General features: G+C 64.1%; 18 protein-coding genes. 12 read left to right on the top strand and 6 right to left on the bottom strand.

All coding sequences use genetic code 11. The annotated features are described in order from the left end of the window. The first annotated feature begins 1 nt into the window (after window position 1). The 10 genes from ACYG9R_RS08080 (at window position 2) to ACYG9R_RS08125 (ending at window position 9,700) form a co-directional block, all read left to right on the top strand. Window positions 2–1,114, top strand: a complete 1,113-nt coding sequence (locus ACYG9R_RS08080; RefSeq protein WP_023823815.1) for an ABC transporter ATP-binding protein — start codon at window positions 2–4, stop codon at window positions 1,112–1,114. Beyond that, the gene (locus ACYG9R_RS08085; RefSeq protein WP_023823816.1) at window positions 1,107–2,120 is read left to right on the top strand and encodes an ABC transporter ATP-binding protein; all 1,014 of its coding nucleotides are present in this window, start codon (window positions 1,107–1,109) and stop codon (window positions 2,118–2,120) included. The genes ACYG9R_RS08080 and ACYG9R_RS08085 overlap by 8 nt, the downstream gene beginning before the upstream one ends. Window positions 2,121–2,184: 64 nt before the next feature. Beyond that, on the top strand, window positions 2,185–3,828 hold the full coding sequence (locus ACYG9R_RS08090) for a dihydroxyacetone kinase subunit DhaK (protein WP_023823817.1): 1,644 nt from the start codon (window positions 2,185–2,187) through the stop codon (window positions 3,826–3,828). A 70-nt stretch (window positions 3,829–3,898) separates the two neighbouring features. Then, window positions 3,899–4,501, top strand: coding sequence for a dihydroxyacetone kinase subunit DhaL (gene dhaL / locus ACYG9R_RS08095; RefSeq protein ID WP_023823818.1), 603 nt, complete (start codon window positions 3,899–3,901; stop codon window positions 4,499–4,501). After that, window positions 4,498–4,887, top strand: coding sequence for a dihydroxyacetone kinase phosphoryl donor subunit DhaM (dhaM, locus tag ACYG9R_RS08100; RefSeq protein WP_023725850.1), 390 nt, complete (start codon window positions 4,498–4,500; stop codon window positions 4,885–4,887). Before dhaL ends, dhaM begins: the two co-directional genes overlap by 4 nt. A gap of 21 nt (window positions 4,888–4,908) precedes the next feature. Continuing rightward, window positions 4,909–5,211: an HPr family phosphocarrier protein gene (locus tag ACYG9R_RS08105; RefSeq protein ID WP_023684207.1), complete on the top strand. Its 303-nt coding sequence runs from the start codon at window positions 4,909–4,911 to the stop codon at window positions 5,209–5,211. After that, window positions 5,195–6,781 (top strand): phosphoenolpyruvate--protein phosphotransferase, encoded by a 1,587-nt coding sequence (ptsP, locus tag ACYG9R_RS08110; protein ID WP_023823819.1) that lies wholly within the window; start codon window positions 5,195–5,197, stop codon window positions 6,779–6,781. The genes ACYG9R_RS08105 and ptsP overlap by 17 nt, the downstream gene beginning before the upstream one ends. A gap of 10 nt (window positions 6,782–6,791) precedes the next feature. Next, complete coding sequence (locus ACYG9R_RS08115) at window positions 6,792–7,217, top strand: hypothetical protein (protein WP_023668784.1); 426 nt, start codon at window positions 6,792–6,794, stop codon at window positions 7,215–7,217. Window positions 7,218–7,239: 22 nt separating this feature from the next. Then, complete coding sequence (gene dhaK / locus ACYG9R_RS08120) at window positions 7,240–8,226, top strand: dihydroxyacetone kinase subunit DhaK (RefSeq protein WP_023668785.1); 987 nt, start codon at window positions 7,240–7,242, stop codon at window positions 8,224–8,226. A 448-nt stretch (window positions 8,227–8,674) separates the two neighbouring features. Further along, complete coding sequence (locus tag ACYG9R_RS08125) at window positions 8,675–9,700, top strand: nucleotidyltransferase family protein (protein WP_023725855.1); 1,026 nt, start codon at window positions 8,675–8,677, stop codon at window positions 9,698–9,700. 8 nt (window positions 9,701–9,708) lie between these two features. Here the strand turns inward: ACYG9R_RS08125 and ACYG9R_RS08130 are convergent, their stop codons facing one another. The 4 genes from ACYG9R_RS08130 to ACYG9R_RS08145 all read right to left on the bottom strand — a co-directional run bounded on the left by ACYG9R_RS08130 (window position 9,709) and on the right by ACYG9R_RS08145 (window position 12,721). Next, window positions 9,709–10,704, bottom strand: a complete 996-nt coding sequence (locus tag ACYG9R_RS08130; protein ID WP_023745212.1) for a phosphoenolpyruvate carboxykinase (ATP) — start codon at window positions 10,702–10,704, stop codon at window positions 9,709–9,711. After that, window positions 10,701–11,135, bottom strand: a complete 435-nt coding sequence (locus ACYG9R_RS08135; protein ID WP_023745211.1) for a lasso peptide biosynthesis B2 protein — start codon at window positions 11,133–11,135, stop codon at window positions 10,701–10,703. Before ACYG9R_RS08135 ends, ACYG9R_RS08130 begins: the two co-directional genes overlap by 4 nt. Further along, window positions 11,135–11,422 carry a PqqD family protein gene (locus ACYG9R_RS08140; RefSeq protein ID WP_023823820.1) on the bottom strand — a complete coding sequence of 96 codons (288 nt, stop codon included), beginning with the start codon at window positions 11,420–11,422 and terminating at the stop codon, window positions 11,135–11,137. The genes ACYG9R_RS08135 and ACYG9R_RS08140 overlap by 1 nt, the downstream gene beginning before the upstream one ends. Window positions 11,423–11,923: 501 nt before the next feature. Continuing rightward, on the bottom strand, window positions 11,924–12,721 hold the full coding sequence (locus ACYG9R_RS08145) for a DUF2259 domain-containing protein (protein ID WP_245260048.1): 798 nt from the start codon (window positions 12,719–12,721) through the stop codon (window positions 11,924–11,926). 218 nt (window positions 12,722–12,939) lie between these two features. Between ACYG9R_RS08145 and ACYG9R_RS08150 the strand changes: the two genes are divergently transcribed. Together ACYG9R_RS08150 and ACYG9R_RS08155 are read left to right on the top strand one after the other, a co-directional pair. Further along, window positions 12,940–14,847 (top strand): propionyl-CoA synthetase, encoded by a 1,908-nt coding sequence (locus tag ACYG9R_RS08150; RefSeq protein ID WP_023823821.1) that lies wholly within the window; start codon window positions 12,940–12,942, stop codon window positions 14,845–14,847. A 71-nt stretch (window positions 14,848–14,918) separates the two neighbouring features. After that, window positions 14,919–15,620, top strand: coding sequence for a metallophosphoesterase family protein (locus ACYG9R_RS08155; protein ID WP_023689995.1), 702 nt, complete (start codon window positions 14,919–14,921; stop codon window positions 15,618–15,620). An 88-nt stretch (window positions 15,621–15,708) separates the two neighbouring features. Here ACYG9R_RS08155 and ACYG9R_RS08160 read toward each other — a convergent pair whose 3' ends face one another. Together ACYG9R_RS08160 and galU are read right to left on the bottom strand one after the other, a co-directional pair. Then, the gene (locus ACYG9R_RS08160) at window positions 15,709–18,087 is read right to left on the bottom strand and encodes a polysaccharide biosynthesis tyrosine autokinase (RefSeq protein WP_023689994.1); all 2,379 of its coding nucleotides are present in this window, start codon (window positions 18,085–18,087) and stop codon (window positions 15,709–15,711) included. A 190-nt stretch (window positions 18,088–18,277) separates the two neighbouring features. Then, on the bottom strand, window positions 18,278–19,174 hold the full coding sequence (gene galU, locus ACYG9R_RS08165) for a UTP--glucose-1-phosphate uridylyltransferase GalU (protein WP_023668795.1): 897 nt from the start codon (window positions 19,172–19,174) through the stop codon (window positions 18,278–18,280). Between the last annotated feature and the right edge of the window lie 7 nt (window positions 19,175–19,181).

A 19,181-nucleotide genomic window follows, 5' to 3' on the forward strand; every position in this document is an offset into this window, starting at 1 on the left:
CATGGCCGAAATCCGCGTCCAACATTTGAGAAAGGCCTTCGGCGATTTCGTCGCGGTGCAGGAGTCCAGCTTCGTCGTCGAAGATGGTGAGTTCTTCGTCATGCTTGGTCCCTCGGGCTGCGGCAAGACGACGACGCTGCGCATGGTCGCCGGCCTCGAATTGCCGACCGGCGGCCAGATCCTGCTCGGCGGCGAGGACGTCACCATGCGCCGGGCGCGCGAACGCGACATCGCCTTCGTCTTCCAGCTGTTCGCGCTCTATCCGCATATGAACGTGCGCAAGAACATCGGCTTCCCGCTTCTCGCGCAAGGCATGCCCTCGGCCGAGATTCGAAGCCGTGTCGAGGAAACGGCGAAGCTGCTGCGCATCGACCATCTGCTCAACAAATCGGTCTCGGGCCTTGCCGGCGGTGACCGCCAGCGCGTGGCGCTCGGTCGCGCCATCGTGCGACGGCCAAAATGCTTCCTGATGGACGAGCCGCTCGGCACGCTCGACACCGAATTCCGCGATCTGATGGTGCATGAGCTGCGCGAGCTGCACAACCGCATCCACGCCACCACCGTCTATGTCACGCACGACCAGATGGAAGCGATGTCGATGGCCGACAAGATCGCCGTCATGAACCATGGCGTCATCGAACAGTTCGGCAGCCCGCGCGAAATCTACGACCGCCCGGCAACCATGTTCGTCGCCGATTTCATTGGCTCGCCGCCAATGAACTTTCTCGGCTTTGACGGCGGATTGGCGAAGGGGGCGAAGGAGATCGTAGTGCAAGGCGCCAAGGTGGCGGTGCCGGAAGTGCGCGAGGATATCGCGCCGGCCGACATGGCGCTCGGCATCCGCCCCGAACACATTCGCTTCGACGACGCCTCGAAACTGCGCGGCGCCATCTATGGCACCGAATATCTCGGCACGACGCAGATCGTGGCGGTGGAGACGGCGGACGGCATCATCAAGGCGCGGGTGCCGGCCGAAATCCGGCTCGCTGCCGGCGATCATGTCGGGCTGACGTTGAACAGCGCGCGGCTGTCGCTGTTCGACAAGGGCTCGGGTCGGGCGGTGCGCACCGCGATCCACGATACCGCCTCTCAAGGGAGAGCGCAGCATGGCTGACGTGCACATCAAGGGCGTGACCAAAAGCTTCGGCGACCATGTCGCCGTCGATGGCCTCGACCTTAACATCGCCGATGGCGAATTCGTCGTGCTGCTCGGCCCGACCGGCGCCGGCAAGACGACGACGCTGAGATTGATCGCCGGACTGGAGCGGCCGGATGGCGGCACGATCCATATTGGCGGCCACGATGCGACGACGCTGTCGCCGGCCGAGCGCGACACCGCCTTCGTGTTCCAGCAATATTCGCTCTACCCGCATCTGTCGGTCTACGACAACCTCGCCTTCCCGCTGCGTTCGCCAGCGCGGAAAGTACCGGAGGACCAGATTCGCCGCCGCATCGAAGAGGTGGCGAAGATGGTGCGCATCCACCACAAGCTGAACAACCGCTCGACCAAGCTTTCGGGTGGCGAAATGCAGCGCGTCGCCATTGGGCGCGCGCTGGTGCGCAAGCCGTCGATCTATTTGATGGACGAGCCGCTGTCGTCGCTCGACGCCAAATTGCGCGCCGATCTCAGGCTCGAACTCAAGCGCATCCAAGCCGAGCTCGGCGCCACCATGCTCTATGTCACGCACGACCAGATCGAGGCGATGACCATGGCGGACCGCATCGGCATCCTCAACAATGGCGTGCTGGTGCAGATCGGCACGCCGCGCATGATCTATTCGGAGCCGGCAAACCTTCATGTCGCGGCCCGCCTCGGCCAGCCGGCGATCAACCTGCTGCCGGCCGGGCTGCTGCCTGATGGTGGGGCGCCGACCGGAACCAAGACCATCGGCGCGCGCACCGAGCATCTGTCGATCGAGAAGACCGCAAACGGCCATGCCGACGGCGTCGTCGACTGGGTCGAACATCTCGGGGACCAGAACCATCTGCATGTTACGGTCGGCCCGAAGAAACTGGTGACGCTCACCGACCCCGATACGGATCTGGCCGAGGGCGACAAAGTGGTGATCCGCTACCGCTCGCCACTTTATTTCGGCGCCGACGGACAAAGACTAATGTGAGGTTTTCGGTGTCTCGCCAAGGGCACGGCACCGGCTTCTGATTGACGAATACAGGACGAATTCGATGAAGCACTTTTTCAACCGCAGGGAAACGATCGTCACCGAGGCGCTGGACGGGCTGTTGCGGACTATCGGTTCCGGCGATCTCGCGCGCCTCGACGGTTACCCCGAGATCAAGGTTGTGCTGCGCGCCGACTGGGACAAGGCGAAAGTTGCCGTCGTCTCCGGTGGCGGCGCCGGACACGAACCGTCCCATGCCGGCTTTGTCGGCAAGGGCATGCTGACGGCGGCGGTTTCGGGCGAGATCTTTGCCTCGCCCAGCGTCGAGGCGGTGCTGGCGGCCATCCGCGCGGTGACCGGCCCCGCCGGCTGCCTGCTGATCGTCAAGAACTACACCGGCGACCGGCTCAATTTCGGACTGGCGGCCGAGAAGGCGCGCGCCGAGGGGTTTCGCGTCGAGATGGCGATCGTTGCCGACGACATCGCCCTGCCGGGTATCAACCAGCCGCGCGGCGTCGCCGGCACCTTGTTCGTGCACAAGATCGCCGGCCATTTGTCGGAGACCGGTCAGGACTTGGCAGCCGTTGCTACAGCCGCTCGCGCGGCGGCGAAGGACATCGTCTCGCTCGGCATGTCGCTGTCGTCCTGCTCGATCCCCGGCCAGCCACATGAAGAGCGGTTCGGCGAAAATGACGGCGAACTCGGCCTCGGCATCCATGGCGAGCCGGGCGTCGAGCGCATCGCGGTGCAAAGCGCCGACAAGCTGGTGGCGATCATGGCGGAGCGGCTGGCCGCGCGGCTCGACCCGAACGCCAGCCACGCGTTGCTCATCAACAATCTCGGCTCGGTGCCGCCGCTTGAGATGTCGCTGGTCGCCAATGCCGTGCTGGCCTCGCCGCTGGCCAAAACCGTCAAACTTGCGATCGGCCCCGGACCGCTGATGACGGCGCTCAACATGAACGGCTTTTCGCTGTCGCTGATCAAGCTCGATGCGGCGCGCGAGGCAGCCTTGCTGGCGCCTGTCGGACCACATGCCTGGATGCCGGCCAAAACCGTCGTCGCGCCGGCTATCGTGCCTATGGCGAAAGCGGCTGGAAACAGCGCAGCCCAAAAGGCCAGTCAGGATCCCGGTACCAGGCGTTTGATCGTCACGGTCTGCGAACGGCTGATCGAGCTCGAAGAGACACTGAACGGGCTCGACGCCAAGGCGGGCGACGGCGATACCGGTTCGACGGTGGCGACCGGCGCGCGCAGCGTGCTGGAACGGCTCGATGCGCTGCCGCTGGCCGACCCTGCCGCCACGCTTGCGGCTATAGGCGATAGTCTGGGCGTCGCAATGGGCGGCTCCTCAGGCGTCTTGCTGTCGATCTTCTTCACGGCGGCGGCTCAGGCTTCGAACGGCGGAGCAACCCTGTCCAAGGCGCTGCTTGCCGGGCTTGACCGGATGACCTTCTATGGCGGCGCCAGGGTCGGCGACCGCACCATGGTCGATGCCTTGGAGCCGGCGCTGAAGGCGCTCGATGCCAAGGGGCTGGATGCCGCGGCTACAGCGGCACGGCACGGCGCCGAGGCGACCGCGGCCATGGAGAAGGCGAAGGCCGGGCGCTCCGCCTATGTCGGCACCAAATTGCAGGGCGTAGTCGACCCTGGCGCCCATGCCGTGGCCGAAGTGTTCGCGGCCGCCGCCGCGCTGCATGCAACGGCCTGACGGCATGCTTAGATTGTCGAATGAAAACTCTTGCGATACTGCCGGCAGGATCGAAACCGGGAATCTGGACATGGCTGCGTTCGACCTTGCCAGGCTGATCACCGCCGCCGCGGACACGATCGCCGCTCACTCGGAAGAGTTGACCGCGCTCGACCAGGCGATCGGCGACGGTGACCATGGGCTGAACATGAAGCGCGGCTTCGAGGCTGTGCGCGCCGATGCCGGGGCGTTCGCTGCAAAGCCGCTGCCCGAGGCGCTGAAGGCGATCGGCACCAAGCTGGTGATGACGGTTGGCGGTGCATCCGGGCCGCTGTTCGGCACATTGTTCCTGGCGCTGGGCAAGGAGATTTCAGGAGAGCCGGATCGCCCCAAGCTGACGGCTGCTTTCGGCAAGGCAATCGAGGCGGTGGCCGCCAGAGGCAAATCGCAGGTCGGCCAGAAGACGATGCTCGATGTGCTGTATCCGGTGCATGACGCGCTCGCGAATGGAAAGACAGGCTCGGAAATCGTTGATATTGCCGACGCGGCTGCCGAAGCGACCGTGCCGATGAAGGCAACACGCGGTCGCGCCTCATTCCTCGGCGACCGCTCAATCGGTCATATGGATGCCGGCGGACGCTCTGTGGCGCTGCTGGTGCGGACCGTCGCCGAAACCGTCGAGGGCCAAGCATGAGCAATGTCGGCATCGTCATCGTCTCGCATTCGCCGCTGGTTGCCGAAGGCACGGCCGACATGGTGCGGCAGATGGTGGGCGACGAAGTGCCGCTTGCATGGTGCGGCGGAAACGGCCATGGCGGGCTCGGCACCAGCGTCGAAGCGATCATGGGCGCCATCGACAAGGCGTGGTCGGAGGCGGGCGTCGCCATACTGGTCGATCTCGGCGGCGCCGAGACCAATTCGGAAATGGCGGTGGAAATGATCGGCGAGCCGCGGGCGCTCAGGATTATCGTCTGCAACGCGCCGATCGTCGAAGGCGCGGTGATGGCTGCGACGGAGGCGTCCGGCGGGGCCTCGCTGAAGGAAGTGGTGGCGACGGCGCATGAATTGTCGCCGTCGTGAGCGAACGGGAATTTTGACCTGATGTCCGCATTTGCCGAGGCCACCGTCCTGATCACCCACGAGGTAGGTCTGCACGCGCGCCCTTCGGTGAAGTTCACTAAGCTTGCCAAGAGCTTTGCCGCCGAGGTGGAGATTGCGCTTGCCGCCAACGGCCCATGGTTCGACGCCAAGAGCATCGTCAAGGTGATGGCGGCCAGGGCGCCGAAAGGCACCATGCTGCACATCCGGGCCACAGGCGACGGCGCCGATGATGCCGTGAGAGCGCTGGCCGAGCTGGTGCGACGCGGTTTCGACGAGGATGCGGGCCATGCCCGAACCGCTTAGGCTGCAAGGCATTTCGGCCTCGGCCGGCTATGCCGAGGGGCCGTTGTTCAACCTCGACAACGGCACCGCGCACTACACGGGCAAGGCGAGCGCCGCGGACGAGAAGGCCGCATTGGAAGCAGCTATCGCCAGCGCGACGGACCGGCTCGCGACCCTGATCGAAACCGCCGATGACGAGGCCGCCGGCATTCTCGAATTCCAGCTCGCCATGCTTGGGGACGAGGCACTGACCGGCCCGGCTTTTGCCGCGATCGCGTCCGGCATGCCGGCTGACATGGCCTGGCGACAGGCGCTGGACGCCGAGATCTCCGGCTACGAAACGTCAGACCAGGACTATTTCCGGGCTCGCGCCGCCGATATCAGCGATATCCGCGACCGCGTGCTGCGCGCCCTTACCGAGGAGCAGGAGAGCGCTCCACCAGCCGGCGCCATTCTCTATGGCGAGGACATCGCGCCGACGCGCTTTCTCGAGACCGACTGGAGCACCGGCGGCGGCATCGCGCTGAGGGCCGGCAGCGCCGCCAGCCACGTCGCCATGCTGGCGCGCTCGCGCGGCGTGCCGATGGTGGTGGGGCTTGGCGCTTCGCCGGCTAATCCCGTCGGTCTGGCTCTGCTCGATGCGGAGCATGGCGGTATCGTGCTTTCGCCGACCACGACGGAGATCGAAGCGTTCCACCGGTCCTCGTCCTCGTTTGTGGCACATCGAGACAAGGCCGGAGTCTATCTCGCGAAACCGGCGGTAACCCGGGCCGGGACGACAGTGCGCGTGCAGGTCAACATCGCCGATCCGTCCGAGGTCGACGGCATCGACATTTCGACCTGCGACGGGGTCGGGCTGATGCGCACCGAATTCCTGTTCGGCAAGGCGCCGCCGGACGAGGAGACGCAATACCAGGCCTATCGCAAGGTGCTGGAATGGGCAGGCGACAAGCCGGTAACCATCCGTACCGTCGACGCCGGCGGCGACAAGCCGGTGCCGGGCTTCACCGTCGAGGAGAGCAACCCGTTCCTCGGGCTGCGTGGCATCAGGCTGTCGCTGGCAAGGCCGGAGGTGTTTCGCGTACAGATCCGGGCGCTGCTGCGCGCGGCGGTGCACGGCAATCTGAAGGTGATGTTTCCGATGATCGCCGTCGCGGAGGAATACCAACGCGCCGCCGCTCTGTTCGTGGAGGAGCAGGCCGGGCTTGCCGCGCGCGGCATCGCGCAAAAAATGCCGCCGCTCGGCATCATGGTCGAGGTGCCTTCGGTGGCGATCGCGCCGGAGGCGTTCGCCGATGTCGCCTTCTTCTCGGTCGGTTCGAACGATCTGACCCAATATGTAATGGCGGCTGCCCGCGATAACGCAGCCGTGGCGCATCTTAATTCTGTCCGCCATCCCGCCGTGTTACGGCTGATCGGCTCGGTTGCCGCTTTTGGCCTGCGCGCGAAAATCCCAGTCAGCCTGTGCGGCGATGCCGGCGGCGATCCGGCATCGATCCCGGCACTGCTCGAGGCCGGCCTGCGGGATCTCTCGGTGGCTCCCGCCCAACTCGCCATGGCCAAGGCGGCCATCTCGGATGCATCGGTCTAGGATGACTGAGATGGCCGACAAGACACCAGAAGCCGGCTCCGAAGAGGCGATCCGCGCCTACAAGACGATCCTGTCGCAGGTCATCGACCAGCGACCGTCGGGTATGCGACAACGCCTTGCCGACGCGCTTGGCAAGCACCGCAGCTTCGTCACCCAGATTTCCAGCGCGGCCTATTCGACCCCGATCCCGTCAAAACATCTGCCGGCTATTTTTTCGGTCTGCCATTTCAGTCCGGCCGAGCGCGATCAGTTTCTGGCTGCCTATCATCTGGCGCATCCCGGCAAGATGTCGGTTGCGGCAGGCATGCGCAAGACCCGGCATGTCTCGCTGATCGTGCCCGATTTCGGCGACGACAAGCAGAATGCAGCGCTCGACAAGGCGATCAACGAATTCATCCAGAAGATCACCAGCATCACCGGCAGGAGTGGCGGCTGATCGTGTTGTGTCGGGAGGACACATGAAGAAGTTTATGAATTCCGTCGACACGGTGCTGACCGAAAGCCTCAACGGCTTCGTTGCAGCTCATGCCGACATCCTGGTGCTGGGCGAGGAGCACAAATTCATTCGCCGCAAGGTGATGAAGCCGGGGAAGGTGGCGCTGATCTCGGGCGGCGGTTCCGGCCACGAGCCGTTGCATGCCGGCTTTGTCGGTCACGGCATGCTGGACGCCGCCTGCCCCGGCCAGGTCTTCACCTCGCCAACGCCGGACCAGATACTGGCGGCGGCCGCCGCCGTCGATACCGGCGCCGGCTGCCTGTTCATCGTCAAGAACTATGAAGGCGACGTGATGAATTTCGACATGGCCGGCGAAATGGCCGACGGCGTCCTGCAGGTGGTGATCAATGATGACGTCGCCGTCGAGAATTCGTCCTTTACGACCGGCCGGCGCGGCGTCGCCGGCACGCTGGTGGTGGAGAAGATCGTCGGCGCCGCCGCCGAGCAAGGCATGGCGCTGGCGGATCTCAAGGCGCTCGGCGGTCGCATCAACAGCGCGACGCGTTCGATGGGCGTGGCGCTGACCAGTTGCACGGTGCCGGCGGCCGGCAGGCCGACCTTCGAGATTGGTGATGGCGAGATGGAATTCGGCGTCGGCATTCATGGCGAGCCCGGCCGGCGTCGCGACACGTTGAAAAGCGCCGATGCGATCGCCGAAGAGATTTGCGCCGCGATCCTGGGCGATCTCGGCGACAGGGCGAAAGGCCCGGCACTGTTGTTCATCAACGGCTTTGGCGGCACGCCGCTGATGGAGCTCTATCTGATGTACAACAGCGCCCGAAACATCTTCGAAAAACAGGGCGTGACGGTGACCCGCTCGCTGGTCGGGTCCTACGTGACATCGCTCGACATGGCCGGCTGCTCGATCACGCTGACCATGCTGGATGACGAGGCAACGTCAATGTGGGACGCGCCGGTGCACACAGCCGCGCTGCGCTGGGGACTGTAACGGAGGGGCCTTGCCCATATCCCGAACAGGCGGCTTATGAACTTGCCTTAGCCTGCGGGACCGGACGGACCGTTACCCGCAGTCACGCCGACAGATTGCCCGCCTGCAGCGCGGCTTGCCTTGCGGCCGACCGCTCCGGCTTCATCCAAACCGAAGCCGTAGAAGTCTTATCGCGGTATCGGCAGCGACGGCCCGGCCACCACGCTGGACAACTTTCCTGCCTTGCGCAGCACGGGCGCTTCATACTTTTTCTTGGCCATTCCAAACACCCTTTTCAGTCCAGTGCAAAAGAATGGACCGAAACCGTGGAAAGTCAATTCATGAGCTGGCTCTGCCACCACACGCTGGCTTCATGCATGCTTTTCTGCAACATACGCTCCTCTGAGTTGGTTGTTTGACGCAATTCCGGACGGGAATTGCTCATGTGGGCGAACGTCATCCGGGTTTGATGCTGCCATCTCTTGCGCCTGCCGATGAAAAACTGCTGCTGACCTTCGCCGACCCGGAGGCGCCGGCTGCCATTGGCCGTGACGTTGCTGCCGAAAGCTTGCTGGCACTGCTCGTCAATGCCGAGTTCCACGGCGTGCTTCCCATCATGCTGCGCAAGCTCAGCGAGATCGGCGACGCCCAACTGCCTGCGGACGCAGCCTTGCGGCAAAAGCTGTCGGAACTGCGTGATCGCTCGACGCTGGCGACCGGCCAATCGATGCTGCTGCAATATCATGGCGACCGCATCATGAAGGCATTGGCGGCGAAAAATGTTCCGGCCCGCATCGTCAAGGGTCCGGTCTTCGCACGCAAACTTTACCGCCACGCCGCTGACCGGCCGTTCACCGACATCGACATTCTGGTCGAGCCGGCCAGCATCATTGAAGCCAACCCGGTGATTGCCGGATGCGGCTTCGAGCTCTGGAGCGGCGAGGCGCAGTCGCAGGATCTGCAGGAGTTCAAGTGGCTGGAGAAGGAGAATACCAGCCTGCTGATCGAACTGCACGGCAACCTGGTGCATGATTCCGGCATGCGGCGGCGGCTGTCGCTGGGCTTTCGCGAATTGCAGATCATCGACGGCAGCGAGGCCGACACGCCGGCCGCGCTGCTGACCATCGCCATTGTCCACGCCGCCGGCGGGCACAAGTTCCACCGGCTGCAGCTTTGCGTCGATGTGCTGCAGGGCGTGCGCGCGCTGCGGTCGCCCGCGGATGAAGACCGGCTTTTCGAGGCGGCGCGCATCAGCGGCATCGAGCTCGAACTGGCGACGGTTCTCAATGTGACGGGGCGGCTGTTTGATGCACCGCGCGCGATCGAACTGGCCGACCGCATCAAGCCCGACCTCTCGATATTTTTGGCCAAATGGCTGATCACCGGCGATACGCTGCTCGGCGTCAATTCCAGGGACAAGATGCATTCGCGCCTGCGCCGCGACGCCTTCCGCTGGATCCAGCGCCTCGCCAGGCCAAAGCCGCATTCTGCCTGAAGTGTGCTTTAGTCCCGCGCCGCCAGCGCCGAGCGGATCAGCGGGGCCGCCTCGGCCGGGTTCGCGCCGACTTCCAGGGTAAATGTCGGGACGGCTTTGACCAGCGTTGCGATGGTTGCCATGCGGCGCTTCTGCGCCGGCAAAAGGCCGGTCATGCCGGTCCTGACATTGTCGGTGGCAAGCGCCACCATGGCGTCTGTCCTGGTCATGGGCACGAGCCGGGTTTGCGCGTCCGCCGAGCGGGCGAGATGAAACAGTGCCGCAACCGGTCTGCCGACAGTTTCCTCGATGCGGATGATCTCGGCGAGACGTTCCAGCGAGACGGCCTGCTCGCCATTGGCGTCCCATTTGTCGCCAAGGCAAGGCGCCACGAAGGGCAGCATTGCCGCGGTGTGGCGGTGGACCTTCACCTTGCGCGGCAAGCCCCAGGCCGTGATGCCGCCACCGGCCAAAACCTTGAGGATCATGGCGTCATCCGAGCACAGGCCGAAACCTTGCGACGCCAGCGCCAGCGACGTCGTCGACTTGCCGGTGCCGCTCGGCGCATGGATCAGCACGAGCGCCTCGCGGCCGGGCAATGTCAGGCCGGCGGTGTGCAGCATGTGCTGGTCGCCGGCATCAAGTGCTGCATCCAGCACCATCATCAGCACCGTCCATTTGACCTTGGCATCGGGATGGACTCGTATCTCGGCCCAGCCTCCATCGGCATTGATCGAGACGGTCTGCAGGCCGGGAAAGACCAGATGAACGGTGCCGCCACCGTCGATCAGCCGGCAATGGCCGTCTTCCGGTACGTCGCCGTCGAAAGCGAGTTTTCCGGCAGGCGATTCCTCTAACTCCTGCGTCTCGACGATATCGATGCGGAAACCCGGCTCGGCCGGCCCGCTGACGCGCAACGTGCCGAGCATGAGGTCGAAGCTTGGCCAGAGATCGGCCCGCGAGGCCGATATGCTGATGACTTGGCCCTGGAGATCATAGCAGAAGGTGGTCGCCGGACCGGTCAAGCAGCGTGCGCCTTTCCGGCATCGGCGTGATGGCGATAGATCTGGACCATGCCGGGGAGGCTGTCCGAGACCACCGGGCGGCCATCGAGACAGACCCAGCAATGGGCAGACATGCGCGGCGCCTGCATCGACTTCGGATCGACGCCGAAGCGCAGATCCGGATCGAAGCCGGCAAAGCGCAGGAAGCGGTGGGCGAGCAGGCCCTCGCGCAGGCATCTGCGGTCGCGCATCAGCCAGGGGTGCCGGACGGTCCGGTTGACGGCAGCGACGATGTAGGCTGACGACAGGCCGCGATAAGGGGTGGGTGCGCTGAGCGGCGCCCATTTCAACACCGATTCGAAGCTGCGGCGGCCGACCAGGATCGGCATCAGCCGCGCGCTTGCCCATAAATGGACACGAAACAAAGCGCGCAGGAGAACGCCGTCCACCATCAGGGAGCCGGGTCGGCGAGAATGCCTTCGCTCACCAGTTCGGCGGCCAGCGCCGCCATGTCCTGGTCGAGCGTGCCCTTGTCGACCTCGAACTCTTCGCACAACAGGACGACGATCTGGTCGAGGCTGCGGGCGCCGTCCACCTTGTCGAGAAAGGCTTCGGTGGTGCCGTTGCAGGTGTAAAGCTGGCCGCTGCGCGCCAAGAGCACGACGGCGCCATCGCCGACATGCTGGACCGAGGCGTCGTCCGCCAGCCGCAGAACCATTTCAGAACCGATTTGGGCCATGGAGCCCCTCCACCATTTTCCTGGAGAGCAGATAGCGCGGCGATGCGGGTCTGTCCATTGCGCGGGCGAGAGGGAGAACAGGCAGGCCCGACCGTTCTGTGGCAACCCGGCAACGCCAAAATCCTCACGACACACGCAACCGAAGACGGCGGGTCTTAAAACAGGGAAGCACCCCAGAAATAGTCGGTGATTGCAGCTGGTAATCACCGCCGCAAGCCGTCAAGCCGGCTATCTCGCAGGGTCAAGGTCTTGCTTTTCTTACCTAAAGTAAGCTATGCAGTCGCGGGGTTTTGGGAGAGCATTGGGTATGCGTTACAATTGGGAGCGGGCGCCGACCGCGTTCGAACGTCATCGAAAAGCGTTGGCAGCCGCCATATTGATTGCGGGTGGCGTCGGGCTGATGCTGGCGGCCTTGCCGCTTTAAGACTGATATCCGACACGAACGCCCTGCTTTCTCCGGGCGCATGAGCTTTTTCTGCCTGCCACAAGACGGGCCGCGGCTTAGCGTGCCTGGCCGGTTACGGCGATGAAGCGGCGGTCGCGTCCTTCGAAGCCCTGGCTGAAGCGCTGCACCAGCACGGCCAGTACCGCCGGCCTGCCGGGCGGGGTGTATTCGTAGGATTCCGACAGGCTGTAGGAAGTCGGGCAGTTGCGCGAGCCCGGCACGGCCTTGTCCTCGTGCATGACCTTGAACGGCTTGCCGTCCTGCCCCTGCAGCGACAGGCGGAAGCCGCGCGCCTTGCCCGCCTTGTCCCCTTGAAGTGTCTTGTCGCCCTGAAGTGTCTTGTCGCCCGGAAGAACTTGGTCGCTTGGCTTGGCGTCATCAAAGCTTGCCAAGCAATCCTCCTTGCTGTCGGCAAGGATCTCATCGAGCTGGATGGTCGAAATCAGTGTTTCGCCATAGAACGGCGACAGCCATTTCTGCGCGGCCTGCTCGAGGCGGGGGATGTCGTTGTACTCGACCGTGTCGTCCGGGAAGGTGAACCTGTCGGAGGCCGTGCGCGTGCCGCGCTCGGCGATGCCGTATTTGGCCAGGATTGGCGCGGCCTGCTTTGCGGCCTGCGCCCGTGCCTGCTCCACCGTCGTGGTCGCCTCTTCCGATTCATCGAGGACAAGGATCGGCTTGCCGCCGACGAACTCGTCTGTGCTTGTGTCGATGATGTCGATCTGCGACCAGCCGGAAACGGCAGCGTCGAGCTCGCCATATTGCTCGAAGGCGAAATATTTGCCGTCGGGGGAAAAGCCGATGATCCGCCGCGCGGCGGCATCGCCGGCCTGGGCGGCGGAAACGATCGTCAACAGCAGCGCTGCTCCAACGGCAGATCCAACCCCGTATCGTACCGTCATTGCGCGCCCTGCCCCGATTTCAAACCCGGCCATGGTGCCTGCAATTTATGGCCAAGGCGAGATCGGCCAAGCCCCAAATTTCGGGAAAGACATGGCATTTGGGGAAAGACGTGGCCGGGAAAACCCGCATAGGCTATTGCAAGATAGAGAGTTTTCCCGAGGAGGGATGAATGGCGTCACGCTACCACGAGGTCTATGACGGCTGGAAACGCGACCCGGAACAATTCTGGGCCGCTGCCGCCGAGGCGATCGACTGGTATTCGCCGTGGACCAGCGTCTTCGATGCCAAGGCGGGCGTTTACGGGCGCTGGTTCAACGGCGCCAGCTGCAACACCTGCTTCAACGCTCTCGATCGCCATGTCGCAAGCGGCCGCGCCGACCAGATCGCACTTATCTACGACAGCGCGATCACCGGCACGGTCAAGAAATTCACCTATGCCGAATTGAAGCGCGAAGTGGTAGCGCTGACTTCGGTGCTCAAGAACCGCGGCATTCGCAAAGGCGACCGCGTCATCATCTACATGCCGATGGTGGCCGAAGCGGCGGTCGCGATGCTTGCCTGTGCCCGCATCGGCGCGGTGCATTCGGTGGTGTTCGGCGGCTTTGCCTCGCACGAGCTCGCCACCCGCATCGACGACGCCAAGCCGAAGCTGGTCATCTCCGCGTCCTGCGGCCTGGAGCCTGGACGTGTCGTGGCCTACAAGCCGCTGCTCGACAAGGCGATCGAAATGTCCCGCCACAAGCCGGACGCCTGCCTGATCCTGCAGCGCGACCAGCTGCGCTGCGATCTGAGGGAGCATTACGATATCGATTTTGCCGACGCCGTTGCCCGCGAGCGCGCCGCGGGCGCCAACGTCGATTGCGTTCCGGTGCTCGCCACCGACCCGCTCTACATCATCTACACCTCCGGCACGACCGGCCAGCCGAAGGGCATCGTGCGCGACAATGGCGGCCACATGGTCGCGCTCAAATGGACGATGGAAAACGAGTTCGGCGTCAGACCGGGCGAAGTATTCTGGGCGGCCTCCGATGTCGGCTGGGTGGTCGGCCATTCCTACATCGTTTACGGACCGCTGCTGCATGGTGCGACAAGCGTGCTGTTCGAGGGCAAGCCGATCGGCACACCCGACGCCGGCACCTATTGGCGGGTGATCGCAGAACACGGCGTGGTCGCGCTGTTCACCGCGCCGACGGCCTTCCGCGCCATCAAGGGGCAGGACCCCAAGGGCGAATTCGTGCCGAAATACGATCTGTCGAAATTCCGCACTCTGTTCCTGGCCGGCGAACGCGCAGACCCGGAAACCATCAAATGGGCGGAGCAGAAACTCAACGTGCCGGTGGTCGATCATTGGTGGCAGACCGAGACCGGCTCGCCGATGACCATCAACCCGGCGGGCCTCGGCCTGCTGCCGGTGAAATACGGCTCGCCCGGCGTGCCGATGCCGGGCTACGACATTCGCGTGCTCGACGATGCCGGCCATGAAGTGCCGCGCGGCACACTTGGCAATGTGGCGGTGAAACTGCCGCTGCCGGCCGGCTGCCTGCCGACGCTGTGGAATGCCGACGAGCGTTTCCGGCAAGCCTATCTCGAGGAATTTCCCGGCTTCTACAAGACGGCCGATGCCGGCATGATCGACGACGACGGCTACCTCTATGTCATGGCGCGCACAGACGACATCATCAATGTCGCCGGACACCGGCTGTCGACCGGAGCCATGGAGGAGGTGCTTTCAGCGCATCCCGATGTTGCCGAATGCGCCGTCATCGGCGTCGCTGACGCTATGAAGGGCCAGGTCCCGCTCGGCTTCGTCGTGCTCAATGCCGGTGTGTCGCGCGATACCGCTGCCATCGAAGGCGAAGTGGTGGGGCTGGTGCGCGAACGGATCGGCCCGGTCGCGGCCTTCAAGACCGTGGTGACGATCAAGCGCCTGCCCAAGACGCGCTCCGGCAAGATCCTGCGCGGCACCATGCAGAAGATCGCCGACAAGGAAGAATGGACGATGCCGGCGACTATCGACGATCCCGCCATTCTTGACGAGATCACCGCGGCGCTCAAAGCCCGCGGCATCGGGGTCTGACGGCCCCAGTGGCGTTGTTCCAGCGATCCAGGCCCCCCCGGCCGGCGCCGCGCGAGCGCCTGGAAATGGATATGGACGACACCGTCGTCTACGCGATCGGCGACGTGCATGGCTGCTACAAGGAATTGCTGTCGCTGGAGCAGAAGATCCAGCTCGACGCGCTGCAATTTCGCGGCCGCAAGATTATCGTCATGCTCGGCGACTATATCGATCGCGGGCCGCAATCGGCGCGCGTGCTCGACCACCTCTTGGCGCTGCCGCCAACAGGGTTCCTGCGCGTCTGCCTGGCGGGAAACCACGAAGTGGCCATGCTGAACTATCTCGACGGCTATCTGTCGCGGGACCGCTGGCTGGCGGTCGGCGGCCGCGAGACTCTGTTTTCCTATGGGGTCGATCCGGCGCGGCTTGCCAGCCTCTATGCCTCGAGCGACGCGGTCGACCGGCGCGTGAAGGAGGTCATTCCGGCCAGCCATATCGACTTCCTGCGCAGCCTGCCGGTGCTGCTCTGTTCGGATAAATTCGTTTTCGTCCATGCCGGCATCAGGCCGGGCATCGACCTGGTCGCACAGGATGAGCAGGACCTGCTCAACATCCGCGACGAGTTCTTCAAGGCCGCACATCTGCTCGACCGCCTTGTGGTGCATGGGCACACGCCGGTCGATATCCCCAGGCTTGACGGGCGAAGGCTCGGCATCGACACCGGCGCCTTTCAGAGCGGACGGCTGACAGCGCTCAGGATCGCGGGTAAGTTCGGCAAGCTGATCTTTTCCTGACCTGCCGTGCTTCTTCGTTTGAGCGTGATCTTTTCCGAAAACCGGATCCGCTGTCCGGATCACGCTCCTTTTCAGGATCGCGCTCCGTTCAGGCGGCGGTCTTGGCTCGCACGTCCGATTTCTCCAGATAGTAGGTCGAATAGCGGTCGAAGAACTTTTCCGAGCCGCCGAGCGAGCCGTATTTCGGCAGCTTCTTCAGATCGACCTTGTTGAGCACGGCGCCGACGACCTTGCTTGCGACGTAGGGTTCCTGCTCCAGCAGCGAGCGCACCATGGCGCGCGGCGTGCGGCCCCATTCGGCAACCAGCACGAAGCCGTCGACCAGCGGCGCAAACGCCTTGGCGTCGACCACGGGGCCGAGCGGCGGCAGGTCGACGATGATGTACTCGAACGTCTCCTTGGCGTTGTCGATGAAGCGCCGCATGCCGGCCGACGACAGCAGCTCGCTGGTATGCGAGAATTGCCCACGCAGCACGGCCGGGATGATCGCCAGCTTGGTCTGGCGGTCGACTTTGCCGACCGACTGCCAGGTCTGGCCGTTGACCACGGCCTCCATCAGCCCCTGCTCGGCTTCCATGCCGAGGTTGCGGCTGAGGCCAGGATTGCGCAGATCGGCGTCGATCAAAAGCGTCTTCGAGCCGTTGGCGGCCAGCAATCCGGCGAGATTGGCGGCGACCGTAGACTTGCCCTCGCCGGGCAGGACCGAGACCACGCCTATGACCCGGCTGCCTTGCCCTTCCATGACGACGTCGAAGGCGATCTTGGCGTTGCGCAGCGTTTCGGAGAACATTGATGCCGGCGCATCGACGCTGACCCGCATGCGCGCCCGTTTCTCGGCCGCCGACAATGTGTTGGCGCCTTTGGCATCCGCCGCACCGCCGTCGGCGTCCTTGCCGAGCCTGCCGCCGATCATCGGCAAATAGCCGAGGAATTTGAGGCCGACGCGATCGCGAATGTCCTCGCCGGTCCTGAAGAAGCGCTCGTTGAACTCATTCAGGCCACCAAAGCCGGCGCCAAGCAGCACGCCAAGCACCAGCGACAGCGCCAGCACCCTGGAGGTGCGCGGGCTCGAGGCGGAAAGCGGCGTTGAGGCATCCGAGATGATGCGGACCTTGCCGACCGGGAAGGATTGCTGCTGCGAGGCCTCCTCGTAGCGGCTAAGGAAGGTCTGGTAGAGCGTGGTCAGCGCCTGCGCCTGCTGGTCGAGTTCGCGCAGTTTGACCTGGCTCTGGTTGTCGATGGAGCTCTTGCCGGCCGCGTCGGCGATCTTCTGCCTCAGTGAGGTCTCGCGTGAAAGCGCGACTTCATATTCATTGCGATAGCTTTCGGTCAGTTGCTTCAACTCGCCGAAAATCTGGGTCGACAGGTCGGCCTTTTCCTTGGCCAGCGCCACCGCCTGCGGATGGTCGGCGCCGAAATTGGCCGTCACGTCCTGCAGCCGCTTGGCCACTGCGAGATAGCGGGTCTTGAGCGTTGCAATGACGGAGCTTGCCGGCTGATCGCTTGAGATGGCGGAATCGTTGAAGGCATTGTCCGAGCCGCTTTCGACGATGGTCTTGTATTGCTGATAGCGGGCGCTGGCGCGCGCCGTATCGGCCTGCGCGACGATCAGTTGCGCGGTGAGATCGGCAATCTGCTTGTCGCTGATCAGCTGGCCGTCGCTGTTGGCGGCCAGACCATGCTCGGCCCTGAATTTCTCGACCGCCATAGCGGCCGCCTGTGAGTTCTGACGAAGCTCGGTCAGCCGGCCCTGCAGCCAGACCGCAGCGCGCTCGGTGGCGTCGAAGCTGGCATTGAGCTGGTCGGCGAGATAGGCGTCGGCATAGGCCTTGGTGATGGCGGTGGCGAGCGCCGGATTGGTCGACTGGTAACCGATGGCGAGCACATAGGAGCGGCCGTTGCGCTGCGCCAGCACCTCGCTCTGCAGCTTCAGCACGGCATAGTCGTGGCGCGCCGTCTGCATCATGGCCTGGCGTGTCGCCTCATCGACGTTTTCCATGCCGGGAATCTGCTCGGCGGAACTTGAGCGGAAATAGCCGATCACGCCGCGCACGAAGCCGATGCCCTTGACCAGCGCCGATTGCGGCGGGTTCATGAACTCTGCGTTCTGGTCGAGTTTCAGCTTGTCGACCACCACCGAGGCCAGCCGCGCCGAGGTGATGATTTCGATCTGGCTGAGCAGGGCGGCGTCGGTCTGCATGGTGACGGATGCAGCCGAGATGTCGTCGATGACCTTGTTCAGGCCTTCGTCGATCAGCACGCTGGCGACCGACATGTATTGCTTGGGCGTGGTCTGCAGATAGAGCAACCCCAGGAACAGGCCGATGATGGCGCAGACCGCCACCACCTTGACCTGACGCGCCGCCATGCCAAGCAGGCGCTCGACGTCGATGAAGTCTTCACCCTTTTCCTGATCGGGGTTGGGCAATGGCATCCTCTTGTCGAGAGGAAAGCTGGCATAATTCATCTTCGATCCAATTCTAGGTTACAGGCGCCGGAGCGAGACGGGTCAGGTCCCACCTCGTCCGAAGCTGCGGAGATCGGGGGCAAGATATGCAACGCAAGCTTCATGCCATCCGGCGCCGGGCCTGAGCGGCCAGGCGTGCAGGCATGAGCCGCGCCATCGTCCAAACGCATATGCCCTCGAAAGATGGGCATTATGCGGCCACTTCCTGACGCTCATGCGACCGCACGAACGCCTGCAGCATTTCCAGCACAGGTCCCTTCATGTCGTCGCGCGCCAGCGCGAAGGCGATGGTCGCCTCTATGAAGCCTTCCTTGGAGCCGCAGTCGAACATGCGGCCATTGAAAGGCTGGGCAAAGAAAGACTGGCTTTTCGCCAGCCGCACCATGGCATCGGTAAGCTGGATTTCGTTGCCGGCGCCGCGCTGCTGGTTGCCCAGCAGCGAGAAGATCTCGGGCTGCAGGATGTAGCGGCCGTTGATGTAATAGTTCGACGGCGCATTGGCCGGCGCCGGCTTTTCGACCATGGCCGTCACCTCGAAGCCGCTGCCTGTCTCGGCGCCGCGCCCGACGATGCCGTATTTGCTGGTCTCGCTGGGATCACAGCGCTCGACGGCGATCACATTGCCGCCGGTCTGCTGATAGAGATCGACTGTTTCAGCCAGGCAACCTCGGCGACCGAACGACACCATATCGGGGAGCAGCAGGGCGAAGGGCTCGTCGCCGATGACTTCGCGTGCGCACCACACCGCATGGCCGAGACCATGTGGCGACTGCTGGCGGATGAAGCTGGTGGCGCCGGCCACGGGCAGCATGCTTTCGAGCGCCTCCAGCTGGGTCTTCTTGCCGGTTTGTTCGAGCGTTCCAATCAGTTCGGGGTGCAGGTCGAAGTAGTCCTCGATGACAGCCTTGTTGCGGCCGGTGACGAACACGATGTGCTCGATGCCGGCTTCGAAGGCCTCGTCCACCGCATATTGGACGACCGGCCGGTCGACCACGGGCAGCATCTCCTTCGGAATCGACTTGGTTGCCGGCAGGAACCGTGTTCCAAGCCCCGCCACAGGGATGACTGCCTTCCTGATTTTCTTCATCGCAAAT

This window comes from Mesorhizobium sp. RSR565B (assembly GCF_054719465.1).

Excerpts from the sequence above, each read along its gene's own strand:
- galU (WP_023668795.1), bottom strand. The coding sequence starts at position 19,174 with ATGAAGAAAATCAGGAAGGCAGTCATCCCTGTGGCGGGGCTTGGAACA.
- ptsP (WP_023823819.1), top strand. The coding sequence starts at position 5,195 with ATGCCCGAACCGCTTAGGCTGCAAGGCATTTCGGCCTCGGCCGGCTAT.
- ACYG9R_RS08125 (WP_023725855.1), top strand. The coding sequence starts at position 8,675 with ATGCTGCCATCTCTTGCGCCTGCCGATGAAAAACTGCTGCTGACCTTC.
- ACYG9R_RS08140 (WP_023823820.1), bottom strand. The coding sequence starts at position 11,422 with ATGGCCCAAATCGGTTCTGAAATGGTTCTGCGGCTGGCGGACGACGCC.
- ACYG9R_RS08090 (WP_023823817.1), top strand. The coding sequence starts at position 2,185 with ATGAAGCACTTTTTCAACCGCAGGGAAACGATCGTCACCGAGGCGCTG.
- ACYG9R_RS08135 (WP_023745211.1), bottom strand. The coding sequence starts at position 11,135 with ATGGTGGACGGCGTTCTCCTGCGCGCTTTGTTTCGTGTCCATTTATGG.
- ACYG9R_RS08115 (WP_023668784.1), top strand. The coding sequence starts at position 6,792 with ATGGCCGACAAGACACCAGAAGCCGGCTCCGAAGAGGCGATCCGCGCC.
- ACYG9R_RS08160 (WP_023689994.1), bottom strand. The coding sequence starts at position 18,087 with ATGAATTATGCCAGCTTTCCTCTCGACAAGAGGATGCCATTGCCCAAC.
- ACYG9R_RS08150 (WP_023823821.1), top strand. The coding sequence starts at position 12,940 with ATGGCGTCACGCTACCACGAGGTCTATGACGGCTGGAAACGCGACCCG.
- ACYG9R_RS08155 (WP_023689995.1), top strand. The coding sequence starts at position 14,919 with ATGGACGACACCGTCGTCTACGCGATCGGCGACGTGCATGGCTGCTAC.
- ACYG9R_RS08080 (WP_023823815.1), top strand. The coding sequence starts at position 2 with ATGGCCGAAATCCGCGTCCAACATTTGAGAAAGGCCTTCGGCGATTTC.
- ACYG9R_RS08085 (WP_023823816.1), top strand. The coding sequence starts at position 1,107 with ATGGCTGACGTGCACATCAAGGGCGTGACCAAAAGCTTCGGCGACCAT.
- ACYG9R_RS08105 (WP_023684207.1), top strand. The coding sequence starts at position 4,909 with ATGTCCGCATTTGCCGAGGCCACCGTCCTGATCACCCACGAGGTAGGT.
- dhaK (WP_023668785.1), top strand. The coding sequence starts at position 7,240 with ATGAAGAAGTTTATGAATTCCGTCGACACGGTGCTGACCGAAAGCCTC.
- dhaM (WP_023725850.1), top strand. The coding sequence starts at position 4,498 with ATGAGCAATGTCGGCATCGTCATCGTCTCGCATTCGCCGCTGGTTGCC.
- dhaL (WP_023823818.1), top strand. The coding sequence starts at position 3,899 with ATGGCTGCGTTCGACCTTGCCAGGCTGATCACCGCCGCCGCGGACACG.